The organism is bacterium, from assembly GCA_021372775.1.
Classification (GTDB): domain Bacteria; phylum Acidobacteriota; class Polarisedimenticolia; order J045; family J045; genus JAJFTU01.
On sequence record JAJFTU010000353.1, the window covers coordinates 1 to 1,522 of the forward strand.

Genomic DNA, 1,522 nt, shown 5'->3' on the forward strand with positions numbered 1-1,522 from the left:
CGCGGCTTCCTCGAAGGGGTCGGGATCACGCTGCTGATCCTCTCGCTGATCCTCGGGCGACGCGCGCGTCGTTGAGCGGTTCCGTCGGGCGCCGTCGCTCCCGCGGTCCGATCCGCGCGACGAACGGCGCCCGGACGACCGTGTCGCGGGACTAGCATCGCGGCGTCCCCTTCCCGACGGAGGCCGTCATGTCGATGCGTCGCGCGCCGCGGTTCCGCGTCTTCCTCGCCGCGTTCGTCCTCGTCCCGCTCGCCGCGGGGCTCTTCCCCTCCAAAGCCCAAACGCCGGACCTCGACGGGCAGTGGCTCGACGCCTACAACCGCGCCGACTACGCCGCGGCCGAGGCGCTCTCGCGCCGCCTGCTCGCCGCGCGGCCGAACGACTTCGACGTGCGCTACAACCTCGCCTGCGTCGTCGCCCGCCAGGGGCGCGTCGACGACGCGCTCGACGCGCTCGACGCCGCGGTGGAGAGCGGCTACGTCGATCCCGCCGCGATCGCGCGCGATCCGGACCTCGTCTCCCTCCGCGACGCGCCGCGCTTCCGCGCGATCCTCGCCAAGCCGGAGAAATGGATGGAGGCGGCGTGCGCCGCGAAGCGGATGACGCTGCGCGAGGGCGAAGCGGCGCCGTTCAAGCTCGACGGACCCGCGGGCGGCCCGACGGCCGCGGGGGAGATCACCGCGGACCACGAAGGGCTGCGTCTGCGGCTCGTCGCCCTTGGCACGACGCCCCGCCAAGGCCAGCGCGGCTGGCGCGCCGGCGACGGCCTGCTGATCAACGTCGTGCGGACCGCCGGCGGCCCGCGCGACACGGCGGGCGAGCGATTCATCGCCTGGGGCTTCGACCGCGAGGACGGCAAGCCGCAGGCGACGCTGGTCAACCAGGACGGCCGCTGGTCGCTGCAGGTCCATCCGGAATACGCGCCGAAGATCGAAGTGGACGCGGCCGCCAAGCGCGCCGTGTACGACGTCCGCCTGCCGTGGAGCGCGCTCGGCGGCCTGCGGCCGCTCGCCGACCGGAGCTTCGCGCTGAACATCGTCTACGTCGTGCGGGACGACGCCGGCGCGCGGACCTTCCTCCGCCTCGTCCCCGATCCGGGGTTCGACACCGAGGCGACCGACACGCGTCGCGGCGCCCCGGCGACGCTGGAGTTGTCCGGCAAGAGCGGGCGCATCGCCGCGGCCGTCCCGACATCGAGGATCGTCGGCGGCGCGGTCCCGTTCCGCGTCCACCTCGCCGCGCCCGACGCCGCGTCGGCGCGGCTCGCGTTCGCGGCGCTCGACGAAGCCGGGCGCGTCGTCGTCGAACGGCGGCGGACGGTCGCGCTGCAGAAGGGCGAGACGTCGTTCGAGGAGCGGCTCGACCTTCCGCCGGCGCGGTCCGGCCTGATGACGCTGCGCGTCGCCCTCGAAGGGGCGCCCGAGTGGCGCGAAACGATCCTTCGCCCCGACGGCGCGCTCCTCGCGCGCGCCGACGAGGCCCTCGCCGCGCCCGTTCCCGCCGATCCGCGCCGCCGCGCCGG

The 1,522-nt window shown here is 75.3% G+C and carries 1 protein-coding gene; it reads left to right on the plus strand.

All coding sequences use genetic code 11. From position 1 onward, the window contains the following. Positions 1 to 188 precede the first annotated feature (188 nt). Positions 189 to 1,522: hypothetical protein (locus LLG88_11725; protein ID MCE5247569.1), on the plus strand; the 1,334-nt coding region annotated here is incomplete at its 3' end.